The sequence below is a fragment of the Bradyrhizobium sp. AZCC 1678 genome (genome assembly GCF_036924765.1).
GTDB lineage: Bacteria > Pseudomonadota > Alphaproteobacteria > Rhizobiales > Xanthobacteraceae > Bradyrhizobium > Bradyrhizobium algeriense.
This window is the reverse complement of sequence record NZ_JAZHSE010000001.1, coordinates 4,831,556-4,850,089: the sequence shown is the minus strand read 5'-3', so window position 1 is coordinate 4,850,089 and position 18,534 is coordinate 4,831,556. Positions and strand designations below refer to the sequence as shown.

The following is an 18,534-nucleotide window of genomic DNA, read 5'->3' as shown; positions in this document are numbered from 1 at the left end:
CATCAGTCGCAATTCTAGTCCTCGAAGCCGAACAGCTTTGCCGGATTGGTCACCAGGATCTTCCGTAGCTCGGCCTCGTCGGGCGCGTAGCGATAGAGCAGTTCGAGCAGGTCGGCGTCGTTGGGGGGCTGCACCACCGAAACCGGGTGCGGCCAGTCGCTGGCCCACACGCAGCGGTCGGGAGCGGCTTCGATATAGGCGCGCGCGATCGGAATGACGTCGTCCCAGGGCGGGCCGTTTTTCGACGTCTTCTCTCCGAGCGACAGCATCACCCAGAAATTGCCCTTCGACAGCAGCGCCAGCATCTTTTGCAAGTTCGGATCGTCCTTGCCGCGCACGGGGTCAGGGCGCGCCATGTGGTCAATCAGCACAGGCACGTCGAGGTTTTCGTATTTGGCGGCGCTGGAAACGATGCCGTCCTTTTCCGGCTGGATTTTTGCGTACCAGCCGAGCTCGCGGATTTTCGCGATGGCGCGGGCAAAATCCTTGTCCGAGAGCACCGCACCCAGTTCCTGCCGGAAACTGAAGCGGGCGCCGCGCACGCCGGCGTCATGCAGTTTGGCGAGATAGGCATCGTCGGCTTCGGCAAACACCAGCGCGTTGGCGCAAGCGCGGTAGTTCGGCCCCATCGCCGCGAGGGCGTCGAGCACCACGGAATGATCGGCGCCATAGGTCGTGGTCTGCACGATGATGCCGCGCTCGATGCCGAGCGCCTTGTGGACGCGAAGCGCGGCTTCCCAGGTCGCGGTCGGCATCTGGTAGGCGGCGCCCGGCCGCACCGGATATTTGTCCAGCGGACCCAGCACGTGAAACTGGCTGTCGATGCTCTTCGGCGGCGGCAGTTTTGAGGGACGGCGCGGGTTCGGATCGAAGGGGAGATAGGTCGGCATGTCAGGTTCCTTGACTGGTCGCGGTCAGCCGATCACGGCGGTGAAATCGCATTGCACTAGCGCGCCGTTCTCCATGTCCATCTGCAGCGCATGGCGGGCAGGGCGCGAATGCTCGTCGGGAAACATTTTCAGCCATTCGGTATTTACGGGCGCACGCTGCGTGCGGTCCTGCAGCCATACGGTCATTTTGATGATGTCGTCCGTGGTCCCGCCGCCGGCTTCCACGATGGCCTTCATGTGGCCGAACATGTTGGCGCACTGGTCTTCGATCTTGTCCGGCATCTTGCCGGCGGCGTCACGGCCGAGAATGACGCCGGACATCAGGAGATTGCCGATGCGGCAGGCGTTCGGAATTGGATTGGCGTGCTTGAATTCGCCGATATGAATGCTCTTGCGCCGTGTCATCGCTTCTCTCCCTGGGACGCTTTCTTGTTCAGACGAACTGGCAGGACACCGATCCGAACTGGCCGTAATCGGCATGAAACGTGTCGCCCCTGATAATTTCGACGGGGCGCGTAAACGATCCCGCCAGCACCACTTCGCCGGCTTCGAGATACTCGCCCTGAGCCGCCAGCCGGTCGGCAAGCCAGGCCACGCCGTTGGCGGGATGATTGAGAACGCCCGCGGCGATGCCGGTCTCCTCGATCTGGCCATTGCGAAACAACAGCGCGCCAATCCAGCGCAGGTCGAAATCGAGCGGCCGAATGGGCCGGCCGCCGACGACCAGCGCTGCATTCGCGGCATTGTCGGAAATCGTGTCCATCACCTTGCGCGGCGCTTTCGTCTCGGGATCGACGCGATGCATCCGGGTTTCCAGGATTTCGAGCGCCGGCGTGACGTAGTTGGTGGCGTTGAGCACGTCGAACAGCGTGCAGTCCGGGCCCTTCAACGGGGTCTTCAGCACGAACGCCAGTTCGACCTCGATGCGCGGCGCGCGGAAGCGGTCGAACGGGATCGGCGATGCATCCGGATAAAACATGTCGGCGAACAGCACGCCGTAGTCCGGCTCGGAAATACCGACGGCGTTCTGCATCGCTTTCGATGTCAGGCCGATCTTGTGCCCCCTGACGACGCGGCCGCGGGAGAGCTGCAGTTTCGTCCATGCGCGCTGGATGGCGTAGGCATCCTCGATCGTGAGATCAGGATATTCGCGCGTGAACGCAGGTATCAGCGACTTGCTGCGTTCGGCCTCGTCCAGGCGCTGTGCCAGCCGTTCGACGGTTTGTTGATCGAGCATCGGTTACTGCTCCTCCGCCACGGTGTTGCGAAGGATGCCGATCCGAGCAGATTCCACCTCGACGACGTCGCCTGGCTTGAGCCAGCGCGGCGGCGTGAACCGGGCGCCGGCCCCGGTCGGGGTGCCGGTCGCGATCATGTCGCCGGGTTTCAGGGTGGCAAAGGTGGAGAGGTAGGCGATCAGGAAATCGAACGGAAACATCAGCCGCTCGGTGGAATCGCTCTGGCGCACCTCGCCATTGACGCGGGTAATAATGTCATGAGGCCCACGCGGATCGCATTCGTCCGACGTGACGATCCACGGCCCGATGCTGCCCGATCGATCGAAATTCTTGCCCTGGGTGACGTTGAACTTGCCGTGGTGCAGCCAGTCGCGAACGCTGCCTTCGTTGCACAGCGTCATGCCGAAGATGTGCTCCCAGGCGCGCTCGCGGGGGATGTGCCGGCCTTCCTTGCCGATCACGATGACGAGTTCGCCCTCATAGTCGAGCTGTTCGGAGATATCAGGCTTTTCGATCGGCTGACCGGAGCCGACGACCGAGGAGGGGTTGCGGACAAACAGGCTCGGATATTTCGGCAGGTCCGAATTGTCCTTGTACTCGGCGTTGCGGTCTTTGTAGTTGACGCCGATGCACCAGAGTTTTTCCGGATTGGGAATCGGCGGCAGCAGCACGAGATCGTCGAGCGCATGGCTCGGCTTGAGGCCGGCGACCATCTGGCGCGCGACTTCCAGGCCGTCCTTGGCGATCAGGGTCCGAAGGTCAGGACATTTCGGTCCGAGCCGTTGGGTGAGGTCGACCACGCCGCCGGCAACAGCCGCGCCGAAGTGCGGCTCGCCGTTTGCGAGATAACTTAAGAGATGCATGCGGTGGATCTCCGGATCAGCGCCGCGTTCACGGGCGACGGCGCGCCTTTCGACGCTTCAGGATTCAGTTTTCGAGGTCTGGAACACGGGTTTCAGGGTAACGATCTCGCCGAGCTTGGCGTAACGCGGACCGGCAATGCGGCAGATCGGATCGAGCGCCTCGGTTTCGATCTTGCCGTTGTTCAGCAGCCCATCCCTGATATGGAAGACCAGCACCTCGCCGACGATGAGCCGGCTGCGGGTTTCGCCGAATTCGAGGCATTGCCGGAAGCGGCATTCCATCGCGATCGGCGCGGCGGCCAGACGGGGCACCTTGGTGCGTTCGCCCGGCAGCGTCGAGAGCCGCAATTCCTCGACCTCGCTGACATCGGGCGGATGCTCGGTGGAACTCTCGTGCACCGCCTTCATCAGGCTCGAATCCGCGATGTGAACGACATACTCCTCGTTGTTGAGGATGTTCTGCGCGGTATCCTTGTAGATTGCGCCCTTGCGGCCGACGCTGATGGCCAGCATCGGCGGCTTCGGCGAGACGAACATAAAGGCGCTGAAGGGGGCGAGGTTGAGCACCCCGCTACCCGACAGGCTGGTCACCCAGGCGATCGGGCGGGGCACCACGACGCCGGTGATCAGCCGGTAGGCCGTTTCGGGGTCGAGATATGCAGGATCGATCCGCATCGGGATGCGCCTCAGTCAGCCTTGATGTTCGCCTTGCGGACCACGGGAATCCACTTGGCGTCCTCGCGTTCGAGGTAGCTCGTAAACTCCGCCGGCGTCATCGATACAGCCTCGGCGCCGAGCGCGTTGAACTTCTCGACGATGGCGGGATCTTTCAGGATCTCCGCGAGGGTATCGTGGAGCTTGGTCACGATCTCGGCCGGCGTGCCTGATGGCGCGAACAGTCCGGTGAAGGTCTGGCCGTCGAGTTCCTTGTAGCCGAGTTCGGTGAAGGTCGGGACATCCGGAAGCCAGGAGGCGCGGTGGCTGCCGGTGACGGCGAGCGCGCGCAGCATGCCGCTCTTGATGGAAGGCAGTCCGACCGAGATCTGGTCCAGCGCAAATTGCACCTGTCCGCCGATCAGGTCGTTGAGAGCCGGTGCGTTGCCGCGGTAGTGCACCGTCAGCCATTCCAGGCCGAGCGACGACTGCATCAACTCGCTGAGCAGATGGTTGGTGGTGCCCTGGCCGGGGGAAGCCATCGTCAGCTTGCCGGGATCGCGGCGGGCAAGCTCGATGAATTCCTTCAGACCTTGAGCCGGCACCGTCGGATGCACTTCGAGCACCAGCGGCGTCATCGTGATCGAGGTGATCGGGAGGAAATCCCGCTTCCAGTTATAGGCCTCGCGCTTGGCGATCTCGGGTGCGAACAGCACGGGGCCGTTGGCGCCGACGAACAGGGCGTAGCCATCGGGTTTGGCTTTCGCGAACGCCTCGCCGGCGATCAGGCCGCCGGCGCCGGCCTTGTTTTCCACGATGAACGGCTGGCCCAGCTTCGCCTGCAGCCTGTCGGCGATGACGCGCGCCGCGCTGTCGACATTGCCGCCTGCCGGATAGGGCACGATCAGGCGTACCTGCCGCGCCGGCCATTGCTGGGCGTCGGCCGGTGTGCTCAACGCTGCCACGAATAGTGCCGATACAGCGACGCCTGCGATCGCGAAAATTTTCATCGCATTCTCCCGAAAAGCGGCATAGTCGCCGCTACATTTTGTTTTGCGCGAGCCCCGTCCCAGCAGCATGCGCATGTATTGTTCCGCGCCGCGATCTTGCGCGCGGCCCTTCCGCTGTCGACCAAATTGTGGTGTTTCTGTCCACATTGTGGACAGGACAGCGCGTATGACAAACGGTCGGTTAAAGGCGCGCGGGCGAGGGCCGCGGCAGGGCGGGCAGGCGATCCGCCGCGCATTGGCCGTGCTGCGGACGCTCGCGGTTGGCGGGGAAAAAGGCGTGCCTCTGGCTGAAGTCGTGCAAGCGACCTCGCTCGCTCGTCCGACGGTACATCGCATCGTGCATGTGCTGATCGAGGAGGGGATTGTCGAGCGCAGCGAGCGGACAGGAAATTACGTCGTCGGTCGTCAGGTGCCCGAACTGGCGCTGGCGCGTCCATCGCGTTCACCCTTGATTGTTGCAGCCGAGCCGCATCTCGCGGAAGCGTCGGCGGAACTCGGCGATACCCTGTTCCTGACGGTGCGCACCGGGCTCGACACGCTATGCGTGGCGCGCCGCATCGGCAGCTATCCGATTCAGGTGTTGTCGATCGAGGTCGGTGTGCGGCGTCCGCTGGGCGTCAGCAGCGCGGGGGTGGCGATACTGGCCGCCATGCCTTCTGCGGAGGCGCGCAAGATTGTGCTCGCCAACGAAACAAGATTTGGCGCCTACCGAACTGATACGGCGACGGTGCTCGGACAGGTCCAGCTCGCCCGCCGCCGGGGCTACAATCTGCGCGATGTCGGCCTGGTGCAGGGAACGAAGTCGCTTTCAGCCTGGATCCGGACGCCGGACGGCCAGCCAGCCGCTGCGATTACGCTCTCCGCCATCCGAAACAGGTTGAGCCCGCGTCGCGCAATCGAGGTGGCGGACGTTCTCCTCGCTACCGCGCGTGCGATCGAGGCGGCGACCCCGAGGGATTAGCGGCTTAACTCGCCGCGGCGCTGGTCGATTTCGGCGCCGCCGCCGGGATGCGGCGGAAGCGCAGCACGATCCTGGTGCCGTGATGGTCCGGATCGCGCTCGGCGCTGGCGTCGAGCTTCGCGGCCATCGCGCTCACGATGCGTTGCCCCATGCCGGTGGAGCGCGGATCGGCCTTGGCGTTGAGGCCGACGCCGTCGTCCGCAATCGCGACCACGAGGTCGTCGCCCTCGGGCTTGAGCTCGACGTGAATGGGACCGGCGCCGTCGGGATAGGCGTATTTGACGGCGTTCATCACCAGCTCATTGACGATGATACCGATCGCCACCGCGCGGTCCGGGTCGATCTCGATCGGTTCGGCCTTGAGCGTCAGCCGCGACATCTTGTTGCCCTCGGCCGAACGCCGGAGGTCCTCCAGCAGGGCTTCGAGATACTGATTCAGCAACACGCTCTTGAGATCGTGCGAGGTGTAGAGACGGCGATGCACCTGGGCGACCGCGGCGACGCGGCCCATCGCATTGGTCAGCGCCGCCTTGACGTCGTCCTGGGTCGTCGAATTGGCCTGCAAATGCAGCAGCGAGGCGATGATCTGCAGGGAATTGCCGACGCGATGGTTGACTTCGCGCAGCAGCACCTCGCGTTCGGCGGCAAGCGCCGCATAGCGGTCGCGCGAGGCGTGGACCTCGGCTTCGGCCTCGTCGCGGGCGCGCTGAAGCTCGGCCTGCCGCAGGGCGCCGTTGACGGCGACCTGGAGCAGGGGGATGAAATCGCCGTGCGTGTCCTTGACCAGATAGTCGGCGGCGCCGGCCTTCAGCGCCGTAACGGCGATCGCCGAATCCTGGGCGGCCGTGACGAACACTACGGGAGGGGCGTCCGCTATCGCCATGATCTGTTCCAGCGTTTCGAGGCCGTCGAGACCCGGCATGAACTGGTCGAGCGCAACCACATCGATGCCGCCCTGCGCCAGCCGCGCCAGCCCTTGCTCACCGCTCGCCGCGTGGACGACCTTGAAGCCTGCCCGCGTCAGGCCGCGGTCGACCAGCCGGGCCAGCCCGGCGTCGTCGTCGATATACAGCAGTGTCGGCGTCGATAGTTTCATGTGGCGGCCGGAGGAACCTGAATGACGGAGAAGAACAAACCGAGCTGGCGAATGGCGTTGGCGAAGCTTTCGTAGTTCACGGGCTTGGTAATGTAGACATTGCAACCGAGGTCGTAACAGCGCTTGATCTCGTGAGAATCGTCGGTCGTGGTCAGCACCACCACCGGCGTGGTCTTGAGATATTTGTTTTCCTTGACCCGCTTCAGAATGTCGATGCCGGTCGTGTCGGGTAAATTGAGGTCGAGCAGGATGAGGAGCGCGCTGCCCTTGTGATCGAGACCCGTCCCGTCCTTGCCAAACAGGTAGTTCAGCGCGGCTGTACCGCTGGTGAACGGCATTATCTCATTGTTGACACCGGATCGGCGGATATTTCGCTCGATCAGGCGGGCATGGCCCTCATCGTCCTCGATCATGATGATGGTGACTGGATTACTCATGTCCGTGTGTTCCGGTTACCGACTGGCCAATTGATAGGCAGTGTAATCGTGAATGTGCTGCCTTGGTGAAGTTCCGACGCGACTGACATGGTACCTCCCAGGCGGCGCACCAAGGCGCGGACATGGGCAAGGCCGATGCCCTGTCCGGGCCTGTCCTGGGTTCCCGCGCGGCGGAACAATTCGAAAATGCGCTGATGGTCCTTGGGATCGATGCCGCGCCCATTATCCGAGATCTCGAAAATCGCAAAGCCGAGCTTGGTGCGGCCACGCACCCTGATTTCGCCGGGGACTCCGGTCTTGAGGTATTTGAGTGCATTGTCGATCAGATTGGAGAAGATCTGCTCCAGCGCAAGGCGATCGCTGACGATATTCGGCAGCGCGTCGATCCGGATCTCGGCCTGGGCTTCCGCGGCCTGATGCGCCACAGTCGCCACGATGCCGTCTATCAGGTCCCTGGTATCGATCCAGACCGGCTCGAACTCGCGCCGCCCCTCGCGGGTGAGGCTCAGGATCGCCGATATCAGCCGGTCCATCTTGCCGATCGACGACTTGATGAAGGCGAGCGCCTCGGAGAAATCTTCCGAGAGCTGCTTGTCGGAGCCCTCGAGCACGGGTTCGGCGGTATCGGTGGCGTTTTCCGGGGCAGGCTGCGCGGCGGACTGCTCGCGGGAAAGCGCTGCGATCCGTTTGAAGATGTCGCCGCGCAATTCCTCCAGCTCGCTGGTGAAGCCCATGATGTTCACCAGCGGCGAGCGCAGATCGTGGCTGACGATGTAGGCGAACCGCTGGATCTCGTCATTGGCTTCGCGCAGGTCCGCGGTACGCTCGTCGATCGTGGCCTCGAGGTTGAGATGACTGTCGCGCAGTCTGGCGTCGGCCTGGTCGCGCGCGTGCGATGAACGTCGGACCAGGAAGATAGCGATGCCGGCCAGCACGACGACTAGGCCCGAGCCGATGCCGGTGATCGAGGCTGCCAGCGTCTGGCTGCGATCGGCGTTGGTCGTGCGCTCCACAAACAGACGGTCTTCCTCCGTCCGCATCCGCAGCGCGAGATCCTCGATATGTTTCATGGTGTCGCGCCCGATGCCCTCGCGGACGATCTTGGCGGCGTCGCTCATGCGCTTCGACCGGGCTAGTTCGTTCGTCGTGCGGAATTCCTCGATCCGCTGGTTGTAGAGCGGCATGATCTCGTTGATGAGCCGCCTTTGAACCGGATTGTCGGTGATGAGCTGGCTCAACTTCGTCAGCGCCGGCGTCAGTTCGGATAGGGCTTGCTCAAAATCGGTCTGGAAATCCGGCCGCAATGTCGCGAGGTAGCCGCGCTGTGCGCTTTCGGCCCGCCGCAACTGCAGTTGGACGAGCGATATCTGGTTTTCAACCTCAAGGGTGCGCAGAACCTTGCGCGCGTCCTCGCGCGCCTTGTTCACCAGATGGACCGAACCGGCGCTGATCGCGGTCAACACCAGGAGCCCCGCCGCAAGCAGCAGGATGTGTCCCATGGCGCGCTTGCGCTGGGCATTAGCGGTCACGGTGATCTCTCGTCATGAACAAACGGAACAAGCGCCCCTGACACCCCTTTGCACTCCAACGTGCGATGGAACCCGACGGTTCCATGCGGTGTCGAATATTTCAGGTGGTTTTTCGCTCAGGTCTTGCCGTCCAGCGGCTGGCCGGCAAGGTACTGCTCGAGCCAGTGGATGTGGTAGTCGCCGTTGATGATGTCGGCCTCCCGGACCAGAGCCCGGAACAGCGGCAGGGTGGTTTCGATGCCGTCGACCACCATCTCGTCGAGCGCCCGGCGCAGCCGCATCAGGCATTCGGCGCGGGTCTTGCCGTGCACGATCAGCTTGCCGACCAGCGAATCATAATAAGGCGGAATGACGTAGCCCTGATAAACGGCGGAATCGATCCGCACGCCGAGCCCGCCGGGCGGGTGGAATTGCGTGATCCTGCCGGGCGACGGGCGGAAGGTCTGCGGGTTTTCCGCATTGACGCGGCATTCGATGGCATGCCCGATGATGGCGATCTCTTCCTGCTTCGCGGGCAGGTCGCCGCCGGCGGCGATGCGGATCTGCTCCAGCACGAGGTCGATGTCGGTGATGCTCTCGGTGACGGGATGCTCGACCTGGATACGGGTGTTCATCTCGATGAAGTAGAATTCGCCATCCTCATAGAGAAATTCGATGGTGCCGACGCCGAGATATTTCATGTCCCGCATCGCCTTGGCGCAGGTCTCGCCGATCCTGGCGCGGGCGGCGGCGGCGAGAACCGGCGAGGGGCCTTCTTCCCAGACCTTCTGGTGACGGCGCTGCAGCGAGCAGTCGCGCTCGCCGAGATGGATCGCGCCGCCGCGGCCGTCGCCGAGAATCTGGATCTCGATGTGGCGCGGCTTCTGCAGGTATTTTTCGAGATAGACTGAGGCGTCGCCGAAGGCCGATTTGGCCTCGTTGGATGCGGTCGACAGCGCCATCATCAAATCGTCGGCGGAATGCGCCACCTTCATGCCGCGTCCGCCGCCGCCGGCGGCCGCCTTCACCAGCACGGGGAAGCCGATCGCCTTGCCGATCGCGAGGGCGTCGTCGTCGGGCGAGACCGCGCCATCGGAGCCCGGAACGACGGGGATGCCGAGCCGCTTGGCGGTCTTCTTGGCCTCGATCTTGTCGCCCATCAGGCGGATGTGCTCGGCCTTCGGGCCGATGAAATGCAGATTGTGCTCGGCGAGGATCTCGGCGAAGCGGGCGTTCTCCGACAGGAAGCCGTAACCGGGATGCACCGCGTCCGCACCGGTGATCTCACAGGCCGCAAGCAGTGCGGGGACGTTGAGATAGGAGTCTTTCGACGGCGGCGGGCCGATACAGACGCTCTCGTCGGCGAGCCGCACATGCATGGCATCGGCGTCGGCGGTCGAATGCACGGCAACGGTGTTGATGCCGAGCTCCTTGCACGCGCGCAGCACGCGGAGCGCGATCTCGCCGCGATTGGCTATGAGAATCTTATCGAACATCGCAGCGCCTGACGTTGACGAACTTATTCAATGATCACGAGCGGCTCGCCGAATTCGACCGGCTGGCCGTCCTCGACGAGAATCTGCGTCACCGTGCCCGCGCGCGGCGACGGGATCTGGTTCATCGTCTTCATCGCTTCGATGATCAGCAGCGTTTGACCGGCCGATACCTTGCTGCCGACGTCGATGAACGGCTTGGCGCCGGGCTCGGGCGCCCAATAAGCGGTACCGACCATCGGCGAGGGGACCACGCCCGGATGCTTGGCCAGATCGGCACCCGCCGCGGGGATGGCTGCCGCGGCAGCAACCGCCGCCGGCTGGAAGCCCGCCGGCATCGCCGCCGATACGGTGATGTTGCGCGCGACCCGTAGCCGCAAGCCGGCGCGCTCGATCTCGATCTCGGTCAGGCTGGTCTCGTCCAGCAACAGCGCGAGTTCGCGAATGAGCGCGCTGTCGTCGCTCTGCAGATTTGCGGCTGATTTGTCCGCTGACTTGTTGTCGGGCTGGCGGGTCATGCTCTTGATCCGGAATTCTCGATGTGGGTGACGGTTGAAGCGTCAGGCTTGGGGGCGTTCGACGTCAGGTTTTTGAAGTCAGGTTTTGGCCCTGGCGCCGAGTTTGGCGGCAAGGCCATTGATTGCGAGGCGGTAGCCATCGATGCCGAAGCCGCAGAGCGATGCAAAGGCGGCCATGGCCGTGTAGGAGTGATGACGGAAGCTCTCGCGGGCGTGGATGTTGCTGATATGCACTTCCACCGTCGGGATTTTCACCGCGACCAGCGCATCGCGCAACGCGATCGAAGTGTGCGAATAGCCGCCGGCGTTGATGATGATGCCGGCCACTTTCTTGGCATGCGCCTCGTGGATGAAGTCGATCAACTCGCCTTCGCGGTTGGACTGCCGGCAATCGGCCTTCAGGCCGAATTGCGCTGCGGTTTCCACGCAAAGCTTTTCGACATCGGCGAGCGATGCATGTCCATACTTCTCCGGCTCCCGTATCCCCAACATGTTGAGGTTCGGGCCGTTGAGCACATAGATCGTCGCGGCAGAGGCTTGGGCCATCCAATTTCCAGCAAAGGGGGCGGGCAGGTCGCGGGGTTATAGGTAACAACGGGGCCAAGGGGAAGCCTCTAGGCCGCTCTGTATCCCTTTCAAAAGCCTCATCCTGTTCATAAAAGGGCGTACAGAACCTGCTGAAATTGTTCCATTAACCAATGTTTGGAGAACCGGCACCGTAACCGGGCAGCCGGATCACCCCACATTACCACCGGCTCTGGCCTCGCAGGCTTTCGGCGAGGTCACTGCGGAAATTGTGCTGCCCGAGATGCAGCACCTCGCATTGCAGATCGGACCGCGCGCCCGGCCTACTTAGGTTGCTGGTTGTCGGTCGGCTTGTTCGCTGGCGGCGTGAGCTTGGTTGCGGGCGCGGGCTTTGCTGATGCAGCCTGCTTGGCATGGTTCGGAGGAGGGGGCCTCTGCGCAATCGGCGACGAGGACGGCTCAGGCGCAGCGGGTGCGGACGATCCGACGCCGACGGAGATGCCGAATAGCCGCCACTGCCCGTTCACCGGCGCGAACGACAGGTCGAAATTGACCTGGGTCGGCACTGATGGAAAGAAGCCTGCCATGCGCATCAGGCCGTTGGCTTCGATCTGCGGCAGCAGATTGAGTTGCGGATCAATCACAGCGACGCCTGAGAGATCGAGGTTGTCGCTGCGCAGCTTGGCGAAGATTTCGCCAAGCTGCGCAGCGGTGTTAGATTGAAAGCCGGGCGCGCCGATATCGCGCAGTACTGTGTAGTTGCCGGTCTTGTTGGCCTGGTCGAGCGCGAGCAGCGTCGATCGGACCAGAATCAGCACGCCGTTGCGGTCAATCTGCGCCGGTTTCGGCGCCGCCGCGGGCGAGGGCGCCTGCGCGTGGCTAGCAGAAGCCGTTGCGGCCATGACAGCCGCAAACATCAGAACTCGCCAGCCACGTCGCTTTCCCGTTACCACCCTATCGTCACCATGCGACGGTCATGCCGGCCCGTCCGCCGACGCCGCCCTGTGCGAAGCCGGCGGCGACGCCGCCATTGAGCACCACATATTGGTTCAAGCGCATCTGCGCTCCAAGGCTCATGGCATTCTGGCCGCGGAAGGTGCCCCAGTTGGTCGAGATCGCGAACTTCTTGTCCGACGGCAGCGCGGAGCCGCCCATGGCGATGGCAATCGCCGTTCCCTCAAAGGCTTGCCGCATCTGCGTCTGCAACGTGGCCACGTTCGATTGCAGCAGGGAGATATCCTGGCCGCTGAAACCTGCCGCGGCGAGATTGCCGTTGGCGTCGGTGGTCACGAGCGAGGTCGGGCCGGATTGAGCAGCAAGGCTTGCCGCCGAGGTGATGCCGGACATTCGGTAGGTGTTCGATCCTGTGCCGATCGAGACCTGGTTCGCCGCTGACGTCGTAGCGCCAGTGCCGATCGCAGTCGAATTGGCGAATGTCGCCGTGGCATTGGTGCCAAGGGCGGCGGAATTCGTGCCGGTCGCGACCGTGCCGTCGCCGAAGGCGGCGCCACCATTCGCAGCCGACGCCCCAGCGCCGACCGCGATCGAACCGGTTGCGATCGCACCGTTACCGATCGCAATCGAATTGACGCCGCTGGCGGTGGAATTTTGGCCGACCGCGACCGCGCCGGTCGCAGTTGCCTGCGCGTTGGCACCGACTGCGGTGGCGCCTATCGCGCTTGCTGTGCTCGCTTGGCCAATGGCGGTGGTGGCATCGCCGGTGGCATTGCTGCTCTGGCCGAACGCGCTCGCGGTCGCGCCGTTCGCGTTAGCGTTCTGGCCCGTGGCGGTCGCTTGCAAGCCACTCGCGGTGCTGAACTGACCTGTCGCGGTCGCGGCAAGGCCGTTCGCGGTGCTGTTCTGGCCGTAGCGGTCGCGTTGGTGCCGTTCGCGAGGCTGCTTTGGCCCGTCGCGGTCGCGTTTTGGCCGATCGCATCGCTGGCCACCCCCGTCGCGGTCGCGTTGCCGCCGTTCGCGTTGCTGCCCCCGCCGGTCGCGGTAGCGTAAGTACCGTTCGCGATACTGGCTTGGCCGGTCGCGGTCGCGCCGTCGCCGGTCGCTACCGCGCCATCGCCAGAAGCGTAGGCTTGTATGCCGGTAGCTGTCCCTCCGTTGAGAGATTGCTGGCCCATCGCCGGAACGGCCCAGAGGGTTGCTGCTGCGATTGAAACGCTGGCGGCCAGCGCCAGCCCTCGCAATGTCTCGCCGGATATGACAAGCAGCCGCGCCTGGAGGCCGTGTGGGTGAAACACGTCGGAGGCGTGTGCTGTGGCCAAATCCGCCGCGCCCGCTCTTGGAAAACTTGTCATCGCCGGCCTTTCTGATCGCTGACCGGTGAAATGACCGTTTGGTGAACGTCAGACATGCAAGCTCCCACGGCAGACGGCGCGATTCCTGTTACTTCGATCTGCCGTGAAGCGACCTTGGCCCAAGCCATGCAGTGGCCGCATCTGACGAACGTCAGAGGCATCGAACCAAACGGAAGCATTTTGCGCTGAATGTTGCCGAGTGAGACTTCGTGGCAACAGAATCGTGCTTGATGCCCATAGTCGAGCCTTGCGGCCGGGGCGGTACATAGGCCAGACTTCACGCACAACTTGGGCTAGGGGCTGATGTCTGGCGATGGGCTATCCGGCGAGGACAGGGTGCTGGACCTTGTCGGATCCATCTATGATGCAGCGCTCGACGCGCAGCTCTGGCCGGGTGTCCTCAACAGAATTGGCGATGCCGTTGGCGGGCCGCAGGTGGTGTTTGGATTTTACGACCCGGCGAACGGGATCGTGAGCATGCACGCGCCGCGCACCGATCCGGACATCTTGCGCAGCTTTGACGAATGGACGCCGGATATTCCGGCCTTGCCGTGCACTGGAAACTATCGGCCCGGCGAGGTCTTTACCGGTGCGGACGTCATCTCGCGGGACGAGTTTACCAGCACGGCCTTCTATAACGAATTGTGGCGGCCGGGCGGTTTCAGCGCCGATCCCTTGGTCACCAACCTGTTTGCCGATAGCGCAGCCTCCGGGCACATTGCGAGCCACGGACTGCTGAACCGGTCGCCATTCGACGGTAGCCAGAAACGCTTGTTCGCGGCGCTGGCGCAGCATCTCGTTCGCGCGGTCGCGCTGCAGCGCCGTGTGTATCATCTGACGATCGCAAATGAGCGTGCGCTAACCGGCCTGGACGGATTGCAACAGGGTTTTCTGCTCGTCGACGCGGAGGCGCGGCCGCTGTTCGTCAATCGCGCGGCCCGTGCGCTGCTCGATAGTCGCGATGGCCTGCGGCTCGAAGCCGACGCCTTGTCCGCATCCGATGCCGACGGCGGGCGGACATTGCGCCGGCTGATCAAGTCATGCGCTGGCGATGCCAGTGCTGTAACCGGTTCTGGCGGCGACGTCGCGCTGCCGCGAGGAGCGGAGCGGTCGCCGCTCGATGTTGTCGTGACGCCGGTAAAGCAGGAAGCGGCGAAGGCCATCATCCCCTGGACCTTCTCGCAACGTGCAGTCGCGATCGTGCTCGTCTCAGATCCCGAACGGGAGATCCAGGCGCGCGTCGAAGGCTTACGCCAACGGTTCGGTTTTACGCCGGCAGAGGCAGCGTTCGCGCTTGAGATCGTCAAGGGCGATGGCCGCCAGGCTGCCGCTGACAGACTTGGCATCACCGTCGGGACGGCGCGCAGCCATTTGTCCAGTATCTTTGACAAGACAGGTTCGCGTCGCCAGGCCGAACTGGTGCGGCTGCTTCTGCAGAAGTGAAGCGAAGCCGGGTATCTTGTTGAGTGGAGCCAAGGCGGACAAAAAAAGGCGGGCATTTCTGCCCGCCCTGATACTGCGAAGATACCACTGTTAGGCTTCCAGAATAGCCACGATCTCGAAGGTGTTCGGATCCACGATCACGATCTGCTCCTTGACGAGGATGAACTTATACCTGCGCCATTCCGGATAGATCGTCACCACGCGCTCCGGCAACGTATGGAAGACCACGTCGCGCGGTACGCGGGTGCCGACCGAAATCGAGAAGTTCACGTTCGTCACCGGCGCAACGCGCTGCTCCTTGATTACGCTGGTGATCTGGGTGCGCTGCTCGGTCGAGAGTTTGCCGGCCGCGCCGGCCTGACCCGTCGTGGTCGTGCTTTGGCCCGCGGCTCCGCCCTGCGTCTGAGTCTGCATGCGGTCTTCCTTGCCCTGGGCCTTCTGGTCCTTCTGCGGCATGGTCTGGTCGCGGCCCGGGGTCTGGTCACGCTCACGCTGCTGGGTCGTGCTTTGATCACGCTGCATCGTGCCCTGGCCCGTCGTCTGACCCTTCTGTTCGCCCTTCATGCCGCCGCGGTCCTCCTTGCCTTCGGCCTTCATGTCCTTGCCGCCCTTCATCTTGTCGTCGGCGCGCTGGTTCTTTTCAGCGCCCGTCGACTTCTCGGATTCCGCACCCTTCATACCCGTCGTGCCGCCGCTATCGCGCTGCATCGTGCCGCCCGACGCACCACCACCGCGATCGGAGGGCGCGCTCTGCTGCGTCGCGGAACCTGGTGACCCTGCGTCACGGCCCATTCCGGTACCCTGCGCATTCGCAAAGCCGGTTCCGGCGATCAGGGCCGCTGTCGCGACCGAAATCAAAAAGCGATTAGTCATCGAATGTCTCCTCACGTGTTCTGCATTGCCCACGCCAACAACGAAAGGATTTGCCCGATGTTCCTGTTATTTGATCGGTTCCGAAGGCCTTGTTTTGTGAATGCGAGATGAACTGATGCGCACGAGAATGCCGCAAACAAAAAGGCCGGCTGTCGAGCCGGCCTTTTCATCTTAATGCGTGCAGCGTCGCCTCAGCACGTCGCCTTGCCGCAACGGGCGTTGCTGATCTTTTCCCGCAGGCTTTCGACGCCGACCGCGCCGATCACGACCTGCTTGCCGATCACGTAGCTCGGCGTGCCGTTCATGCCCATCGCTTCGGCGAGCTTGAAATTTTCCTCGAGCGTGTTGCGCACTTCGGCGCTCGACAGGTCCTTCTCCAGCTTCGTCATGTCGAGCCCGACTTCCTTGGCAACGGCCATCGCGCGCGCCTTGTCGGCGGCGCCGCGGCCGGTGAGCAGCTTCTGGTGGAAGTCGAGATATTTCTTGCCGGTCGGATCCTGCATGCGCACCGCGACGCCGACCTGCGCGGCTTCGACCGAGCCCGCGCTCAGCACCGGAAATTCCTTGAGCACGACCTTCAGCTTCGGGTCGCTCTTCATCAGCTCCATCATGTCCAGCATCGCGCGCTTGCAGTAGCCGCAATTGTAATCGAAGAATTCGACGAAGGTGACGTCGCCGTCCTTGTTGCCGATCGTGACGTTGCGCGGCGAGTTGAACAATCGCGTCCGCGTTCTTGGCCACGCCGGCTTCGTGCTTGGCGGATTCCGCCGCGGCCTGACGCTTGCTGAGTTCGGTCATCGCCTCTTCGAGCACTTCGGGATGCGCGATCAGGTAATTCCGGATGATGGTCTCGATGTCGCCGCGCTGGGTGTCGCTGAAGCTCTGCGCGGAAGCGGACATCGGCGCGCCGCAGAGCGCGAGAGCGAACAATGCGGGGATGAGAAGACGGAACGAGGGCATCGGTAAATCCTTATGCGGCGGGTTCCCGGGCAATTCTGCTGAAGGCCGGCTCCTGGGGAATATGCTGGTCGCGGGTGACCAAATCCTTGGTGATCCAGTCCGATTATAGCCGAACGCGGCTTAATTCTAGTTGCTCTTCTGGCCCGGCAGCGGCTTGGCGCTCACAATGTCGTCAGCCTTGACCCATCCCGGCGTCCCGATCGCGAAGCGCGTCTTCGCGCGCGATGCAAGATCGCGCGCCGTCTTGTTGTCGCCGCGGAGGTAGGCGGCCTGGGCCGACGCCAGATCGGCCTGCGCGTAGTCGCCCTTGCGGCCATAGGCCATCGCGAGCTGGATGTAGCCGATCGGCGCTTCGCTCTCGCGTGCCACCGCCGCGCGCAGGATGGCGATCGCCTCGTCGGTGTAGGCATTGTTGCCGGTTGCGACGAGGGCCTGCCCTAGCAGCATCTCGATGAGCGGGGAGTTGTTGGAGAGCGCGACCGCCTTGCGCAGCGGCGCGATCGCCTCCTGCGGCTTGCCGCCCTCCAGCAATGCCTGGCCACGCACCTCGTGGAAATAGGGATTGTTGGGCTGCTGCTGGATCAGGGCATCAATCTGGGTGAGCGCGCTGCGCAGGTCGCCGTGCAGATAGGTCGAGATCGCGTGGGCATAGCGGGAGGGCAGGCTGTTGTTGGACAGCGGATAGCGCCGGTACACGGTCTCCTGCCGCTCCATGAAGGCCGAGATCTTGGCGCGCACCATGTCGTGGCGCAGCTGCAGGGCAGGGTCGTCCTTCTTGTCCCAGTAAGGGCTCGAACGCGCCAGTTCTTCCAGCGCGGCGACGCGCTGGGCCGGCATCGGATGCGACTGAACATAGGGGTCCGAGCCGCGTGCGGCGAACAGGCTTTCGTCGGTGAAGCGCTTGAAGGTCTCGTACATGCCCCGGGCCGACTGGCCGGTGGCGGCCAGAAATTTTACGCCGGCCTTGTCGGCGTTTTCCTCCTGCTGACGCACGTAGGACAGCAGGTTGCGGCGGATCATTTCTCCCGGCGCGGAGAACATTGCCGCGCCGGCGTTCGCCAGGCCACTGTTGCTGCCGCCGCCTTGCGCGCCCGCCACCATCGCGCCGGCGCCGAGCAGCATAGCAATGATCATCTGGGTCTGGGCCTGCGCCATCTGCTCGCGCATCTTGGCGAGATGGCCGCCGGCGAGGTGGCCGGTTTCGTGCGCCATCACGCCGATGATCTGGTTCGGCGTCTCCGACTGCATGATCGCGCCATAGTTCACGAAGATGCGGCGGCCGTCGGCAACGAAGGCGTTGAAGACGCCCTGGTTGATGATCACCATCTGGATGTTCTGTTTTTCCAGGCCGGCGGCGCGCAGGATCGGCCGCGTATATTCACGCAGCAGCTGCTCCGTCTCGGTGTCGCGGAGCACCGGCGGACCCTTGTTCTCCTGCGCCACAGCCGCCATTGGCGCAACGGCGAGCGCTGCGGCCGTCATCAGCGTGGTCAATTTCAGTGGTTTCTTGCGTAAGGCGATGCGGAGCAGCATGAGCGATCTTTGGCGATTTGCGAGGCCCGGTTGTGGTCCGAGGGCAGTTCGGTTCTGATTAGATCAGAAACAGGTCCCAGTCTGTTGTTTCAACGTGTTTGTTGATGTGAACCGGTATCACTTCGCGTCAAAACGCTATAACAAGCCACCGAATACGGCCAGTCTGGGGCGGTAACCGGTTCGGGAACCCGAATTCGGAGCCGCTCGTGCAAATAGCAGATAT

Annotated in this window: 18 protein-coding genes and 2 pseudogenes; 2 read left to right on the top strand and 18 right to left on the bottom strand. The window is 63.5% G+C overall.

Going from position 1 to position 18,534, the window contains the following annotated elements; genetic code table 11:
• Positions 1–14: 14 nt before the first annotated feature.
• Genes V1294_RS22940 through V1294_RS22915 form a run of 6 tightly spaced genes read right to left on the bottom strand, consistent with a single transcriptional unit; the run spans position 15 to position 4,655 of the window.
• Positions 15–890: an amidohydrolase family protein gene (locus V1294_RS22940; protein ID WP_334480398.1), complete on the bottom strand. Its 876-nt coding sequence runs from the start codon at positions 888–890 to the stop codon at positions 15–17.
• Positions 891–914: 24 nt separating this feature from the next.
• Positions 915–1,295, bottom strand: a complete 381-nt coding sequence (locus tag V1294_RS22935; RefSeq protein WP_108521225.1) for a RidA family protein — start codon at positions 1,293–1,295, stop codon at positions 915–917.
• A 28-nt stretch (positions 1,296–1,323) separates the two neighbouring features.
• Positions 1,324–2,127, bottom strand: coding sequence for a 2-oxo-hept-4-ene-1,7-dioate hydratase (gene hpaH / locus V1294_RS22930; protein ID WP_334500316.1), 804 nt, complete (start codon positions 2,125–2,127; stop codon positions 1,324–1,326).
• A 3-nt stretch (positions 2,128–2,130) separates the two neighbouring features.
• Positions 2,131–2,991 carry a fumarylacetoacetate hydrolase family protein gene (locus V1294_RS22925; protein ID WP_334500314.1) on the bottom strand — a complete coding sequence of 287 codons (861 nt, stop codon included), beginning with the start codon at positions 2,989–2,991 and terminating at the stop codon, positions 2,131–2,133.
• Between the two features lie 57 nt (positions 2,992–3,048).
• Positions 3,049–3,666, bottom strand: coding sequence for a flavin reductase family protein (locus V1294_RS22920; RefSeq protein WP_334480402.1), 618 nt, complete (start codon positions 3,664–3,666; stop codon positions 3,049–3,051).
• A gap of 11 nt (positions 3,667–3,677) precedes the next feature.
• Entirely contained in the window at positions 3,678–4,655 is a 978-nt protein-coding gene (locus tag V1294_RS22915; protein ID WP_334480404.1) for a Bug family tripartite tricarboxylate transporter substrate binding protein, read from the bottom strand.
• 166 nt (positions 4,656–4,821) lie between these two features.
• On the opposite strand from V1294_RS22915, the gene V1294_RS22910 reads away from it, so the two are divergent.
• Positions 4,822–5,616: an IclR family transcriptional regulator gene (locus tag V1294_RS22910; RefSeq protein ID WP_334480406.1), complete on the top strand. Its 795-nt coding sequence runs from the start codon at positions 4,822–4,824 to the stop codon at positions 5,614–5,616.
• Between the two features lie 4 nt (positions 5,617–5,620).
• On the opposite strand, the gene V1294_RS22905 is transcribed toward V1294_RS22910, so the two are convergent.
• From V1294_RS22905 to V1294_RS38080, 9 genes and pseudogenes are all read right to left on the bottom strand, one after another.
• Positions 5,621–6,712: a sensor histidine kinase gene (locus tag V1294_RS22905; RefSeq protein ID WP_334480408.1), complete on the bottom strand. Its 1,092-nt coding sequence runs from the start codon at positions 6,710–6,712 to the stop codon at positions 5,621–5,623.
• The gene (locus V1294_RS22900; RefSeq protein WP_334480410.1) at positions 6,709–7,149 is read right to left on the bottom strand and encodes a response regulator; all 441 of its coding nucleotides are present in this window, start codon (positions 7,147–7,149) and stop codon (positions 6,709–6,711) included. The genes V1294_RS22905 and V1294_RS22900 overlap by 4 nt, the downstream gene beginning before the upstream one ends.
• Positions 7,146–8,678: a sensor histidine kinase gene (locus tag V1294_RS22895; RefSeq protein ID WP_334480412.1), complete on the bottom strand. Its 1,533-nt coding sequence runs from the start codon at positions 8,676–8,678 to the stop codon at positions 7,146–7,148. The genes V1294_RS22900 and V1294_RS22895 overlap by 4 nt, the downstream gene beginning before the upstream one ends.
• Before the next feature lie 116 nt (positions 8,679–8,794).
• Positions 8,795–10,153: an acetyl-CoA carboxylase biotin carboxylase subunit gene (accC, locus tag V1294_RS22890; RefSeq protein WP_108521207.1), complete on the bottom strand. Its 1,359-nt coding sequence runs from the start codon at positions 10,151–10,153 to the stop codon at positions 8,795–8,797.
• Positions 10,154–10,176: 23 nt separating this feature from the next.
• Positions 10,177–10,668, bottom strand: a complete 492-nt coding sequence (accB, locus tag V1294_RS22885) for an acetyl-CoA carboxylase biotin carboxyl carrier protein (RefSeq protein WP_334500312.1) — start codon at positions 10,666–10,668, stop codon at positions 10,177–10,179.
• Positions 10,669–10,746: 78 nt separating this feature from the next.
• Entirely contained in the window at positions 10,747–11,214 is a 468-nt protein-coding gene (gene aroQ, locus V1294_RS22880) for a type II 3-dehydroquinate dehydratase (RefSeq protein ID WP_334500310.1), read from the bottom strand.
• Between the two features lie 302 nt (positions 11,215–11,516).
• On the bottom strand, positions 11,517–12,110 hold the full coding sequence (locus V1294_RS22875) for a hypothetical protein (protein ID WP_442895375.1): 594 nt from the start codon (positions 12,108–12,110) through the stop codon (positions 11,517–11,519).
• A gap of 43 nt (positions 12,111–12,153) precedes the next feature.
• Entirely contained in the window at positions 12,154–12,993 is an 840-nt protein-coding gene (locus V1294_RS22870; RefSeq protein WP_334500308.1) for a YadA-like family protein, read from the bottom strand.
• 98 nt (positions 12,994–13,091) lie between these two features.
• A pseudogene (locus tag V1294_RS38080) lies at positions 13,092–13,325 on the bottom strand (adhesin); the annotation flags it as partial.
• Between the two features lie 480 nt (positions 13,326–13,805).
• Between V1294_RS38080 and V1294_RS22865 the strand changes: the two are divergent.
• The gene (locus tag V1294_RS22865; RefSeq protein ID WP_334500306.1) at positions 13,806–14,945 is read left to right on the top strand and encodes a helix-turn-helix transcriptional regulator; all 1,140 of its coding nucleotides are present in this window, start codon (positions 13,806–13,808) and stop codon (positions 14,943–14,945) included.
• Positions 14,946–15,035: 90 nt separating this feature from the next.
• Here the strand turns inward: V1294_RS22865 and V1294_RS22860 are convergent, their stop codons facing one another.
• The 3 genes and pseudogenes from V1294_RS22860 to V1294_RS22850 all read right to left on the bottom strand — a co-directional run bounded on the left by V1294_RS22860 (position 15,036) and on the right by V1294_RS22850 (position 18,311).
• A complete protein-coding gene (locus tag V1294_RS22860; RefSeq protein WP_334480427.1) occupies positions 15,036–15,818 on the bottom strand; it encodes a DUF1236 domain-containing protein in 783 nt (260 codons plus the stop codon).
• A 191-nt stretch (positions 15,819–16,009) separates the two neighbouring features.
• Positions 16,010–16,778 (bottom strand): annotated as a pseudogene (locus V1294_RS22855) (DsbA family protein).
• Between the two features lie 126 nt (positions 16,779–16,904).
• On the bottom strand, positions 16,905–18,311 hold the full coding sequence (locus V1294_RS22850; protein WP_334500305.1) for a M48 family metalloprotease: 1,407 nt from the start codon (positions 18,309–18,311) through the stop codon (positions 16,905–16,907).
• Positions 18,312–18,534: the final 223 nt, after the last annotated feature.

Bases quoted from the DNA above. Each gene is read 5' to 3' on its own strand.
- V1294_RS22940 (WP_334480398.1), bottom strand. From the start codon at position 890: ATGCCGACCTATCTCCCCTTCGATCCGAACCCGCGCCGTCCCTCAAAA.
- V1294_RS22935 (WP_108521225.1), bottom strand. From the start codon at position 1,295: ATGACACGGCGCAAGAGCATTCATATCGGCGAATTCAAGCACGCCAAT.
- hpaH (WP_334500316.1), bottom strand. From the start codon at position 2,127: ATGCTCGATCAACAAACCGTCGAACGGCTGGCACAGCGCCTGGACGAG.
- V1294_RS22925 (WP_334500314.1), bottom strand. From the start codon at position 2,991: ATGCATCTCTTAAGTTATCTCGCAAACGGCGAGCCGCACTTCGGCGCG.
- V1294_RS22920 (WP_334480402.1), bottom strand. From the start codon at position 3,666: ATGCGGATCGATCCTGCATATCTCGACCCCGAAACGGCCTACCGGCTG.
- V1294_RS22915 (WP_334480404.1), bottom strand. From the start codon at position 4,655: ATGAAAATTTTCGCGATCGCAGGCGTCGCTGTATCGGCACTATTCGTG.
- V1294_RS22910 (WP_334480406.1), top strand. From the start codon at position 4,822: ATGACAAACGGTCGGTTAAAGGCGCGCGGGCGAGGGCCGCGGCAGGGC.
- V1294_RS22905 (WP_334480408.1), bottom strand. From the start codon at position 6,712: ATGAAACTATCGACGCCGACACTGCTGTATATCGACGACGACGCCGGG.
- V1294_RS22900 (WP_334480410.1), bottom strand. From the start codon at position 7,149: ATGAGTAATCCAGTCACCATCATCATGATCGAGGACGATGAGGGCCAT.
- accC (WP_108521207.1), bottom strand. From the start codon at position 10,153: ATGTTCGATAAGATTCTCATAGCCAATCGCGGCGAGATCGCGCTCCGC.
- accB (WP_334500312.1), bottom strand. From the start codon at position 10,668: ATGACCCGCCAGCCCGACAACAAGTCAGCGGACAAATCAGCCGCAAAT.
- aroQ (WP_334500310.1), bottom strand. From the start codon at position 11,214: ATGGCCCAAGCCTCTGCCGCGACGATCTATGTGCTCAACGGCCCGAAC.
- V1294_RS22875 (WP_442895375.1), bottom strand. From the start codon at position 12,110: ATGTTTGCGGCTGTCATGGCCGCAACGGCTTCTGCTAGCCACGCGCAG.
- V1294_RS22865 (WP_334500306.1), top strand. From the start codon at position 13,806: ATGTCTGGCGATGGGCTATCCGGCGAGGACAGGGTGCTGGACCTTGTC.
- V1294_RS22860 (WP_334480427.1), bottom strand. From the start codon at position 15,818: ATGACTAATCGCTTTTTGATTTCGGTCGCGACAGCGGCCCTGATCGCC.
- V1294_RS22850 (WP_334500305.1), bottom strand. From the start codon at position 18,311: ATGCTGCTCCGCATCGCCTTACGCAAGAAACCACTGAAATTGACCACG.